This is a genomic window from Allobosea thiooxidans (genome assembly GCF_900168195.1).
Lineage (GTDB): Bacteria > Pseudomonadota > Alphaproteobacteria > Rhizobiales > Beijerinckiaceae > Allobosea > Allobosea thiooxidans.
The window spans coordinates 1-2,370 of the sequence record NZ_FUYX01000031.1 but is presented as its reverse complement, the minus strand read 5'-3'; the positions used below and the strand labels follow the sequence as shown (position 1 = coordinate 2,370).

Here is a 2,370-nt window from a genome sequence, read left to right as displayed (position 1 = left end):
CCTGAGCCGTGACTTCGGCACCCACAACGCGCTCAAGGACGTCTCGCTGACGATCGGCAAGGGCGAGTTCATCGCGCTGCTCGGGCCTTCGGGCTGCGGCAAGTCGACGACGCTCAACCTGATCGCCGGCCTGCTGCCGGCGACCGGCGGCGGCATCTGGCTCGACGACAAGCGCATCGACCCTTTGAGGCCGGAAGAGCGCGGCTTCGGCATGGTCTTCCAGAACTACGCGCTGTTCCCGCACATGACGGTGAACAAGAACATCGGCTTCGGCCTGAAGATGCGCGGCGTGCCCAAGGCCGAGATCGACAAGCGCGTGGCCGAGGCCGCGGCGCTGGTGCGCCTGCAGGGCCAGACCGAGAAGCTGCCCGGCCAGCTTTCGGGCGGCCAGCAGCAGCGCGTCGCGATCGCCCGGGCCATCGTCGTCGAGCCGCCGCTCGTGCTGATGGACGAGCCGCTCTCGAACCTCGACGCCAAGCTGCGCCTCGAGATGCGCGCCGAGATCCGCCGCATCCACAACACGCTCGGCGCCACCACGATCTACGTCACCCACGACCAGGAGGAGGCGCTTTCGCTCGCCGACCGCATCGTCGTGCTGCGTGACGGCCAGGTCCGCCAGGTCGGCACGCCGGAAGACCTGTTCCTGCGGCCCGATCATCTCGACGTCGCCGAGTTCATGGGCTTCCGCAACAAGGTGAGGGGCAAGGTCGTCTCCACGGCTGAGGGCAGGGCGGCGGTCGCTGTCGGCACGGCCCAGATCAGCGGCCGCGCGCGCGCGGCCGTCTCCGCCGGCGCGGGTGGCTATCTGGCGATCCGGCCGGAGGACCTGCATCCGGTCGCCGCCGGCCAGCCCGGTCTCGAGGCGCAGGTCGTCTCGACCGAGTTCCGCGGCCGCGAGTTCGTCGGCTTCGCCCGCATGGCGGATGGCACCGACCTGTCCTTCCTCGCCCATGACAAGCTGTCGCCGGGCGAGACGGTCACGCTCGCCGCCGATCCCGACCGCGTCCTCGTCTATGGAGGCGCGGCGTGAGCGCGGAAGCTACCTCCATCCCGCTGAAGCAGCGGCTGGCGGCGCGCGGCTTCGACGGGCTGACCCTGCTGGTCGTGCCGGCGATCCTGTTCCTGCTGGCGCTGTTCATCTATCCGTTCCTTTACGGGCTCGTCCTCTCCTTCGAGCCGAAGCAGGGCGGCATGTTCGCCAACTACCAGCGCTTCTTCTCCGACCGTTTCCTCTATGGAACGATCGCGACGACGCTCTGGCTCGCCCTGCCCGTGACGGTCGCCACGCTGCTGCTGGCGATCCCGATCGCCTTCCGCGTCCGGCTGATGCGGAACCAGCGCCTGCTGACCACGATCCTGGTGATCCCGATCACGCTCGGCACCGTTCTCGTCGCCCAGGGCCTGCTGAACTATCTCGGCCCGCAGGGCTGGTTCAATCGCGTGCTGATGACGGCGGGCATCATCTCGACGCCGGTGAAGCTGCTGCACAATTACTGGGGCGTGATGCTCTCGCTGGTCATCACCGGCTTCCCCTTCACCTTCCTGCTGACGCTGTCCTATCTCTCCGGCATCGACCCGGCGCTGGAGAATGCGGGCGCGACGCTGGGCGCCGGGCCGTGGGAGCGCTTCAAGCACATCCTGTTCCCGCTGCTGCTGCCGGGCCTGGCCATCACCTTCTGCCTCAGCTTCGTGCAGGCCTTCTCGGTCTTTCCCTCGGCGGTTCTGCTCGGCGCGCCCTCGGGGCCGACCCGCGTCATATCGATCGCGGCCTATCAGGCGGCCTTCGAGGAATACGACTACTCCATGGCTTCGGCCGTCGCGATGATCATGGGCATGGTTCAGCTTGCCATCGTCGTCGTGGTGCTCGCGGCCCGCGGCCTGCTCTATCGCGGCCCTGCCGGCGGCGGAAAGGGCTGAGCCGATGGTCAAGGATACCCGTCTCTCGACGAAGCTCTGGGCGGCCGCCAACTGGACGCTGATCGGCTTCTTCATCCTCAACCTGTTCGCGATGATCGCGACGGTGGTGACCTCGTCCTTCTCGACGCGCTGGCTCGGCACCTGGCTGCCGGCCGGCTGGACGACGCGCTGGTATTCCGCCGCCTGGTCGGAGTTCCAGCTCCACGACGTGCTGCTCGTCACCTTCCAGATCGTCTTCCTGGTGGTGGCGCTCTCCGGGCTCATCGGCGTGCCGGCGGCCTATGCGCTGGCGCGGCGGGATTTCCCGGGCAAGAAGCTCGTGATGCTGCTCTTCCTGCTGCCGCTCCTGGTGCCGCCGATCACCTTCGGCATTCCGCTCGCGACCGTGCTCTACCAGACCGGCTTCGCCGGCTCGATGTCGGGCGTGGTGCTGGCGAACCTGGTGCCGACCGT

The 2,370-nt window shown here is 68.1% G+C and carries 3 protein-coding genes; all 3 read left to right on the top strand.

Annotated features, from left to right (window positions below; genetic code table 11):
* The first annotated feature begins 1 nt into the window (after nucleotide 1).
* A complete protein-coding gene (locus B5Y19_RS25500; RefSeq protein ID WP_079592387.1) occupies nucleotides 2-1,030 on the top strand; it encodes an ABC transporter ATP-binding protein in 1,029 nt (342 codons plus the stop codon).
* On the top strand, nucleotides 1,027-1,917 hold the full coding sequence (locus B5Y19_RS25495) for an ABC transporter permease (RefSeq protein ID WP_079592385.1): 891 nt from the start codon (nucleotides 1,027-1,029) through the stop codon (nucleotides 1,915-1,917). The genes B5Y19_RS25500 and B5Y19_RS25495 overlap by 4 nt, the downstream gene beginning before the upstream one ends.
* 4 nt (nucleotides 1,918-1,921) lie before the next feature.
* Nucleotides 1,922-2,370: ABC transporter permease (locus B5Y19_RS25490; RefSeq protein WP_411914177.1), on the top strand; the 449-nt coding region annotated here is incomplete at its 3' end.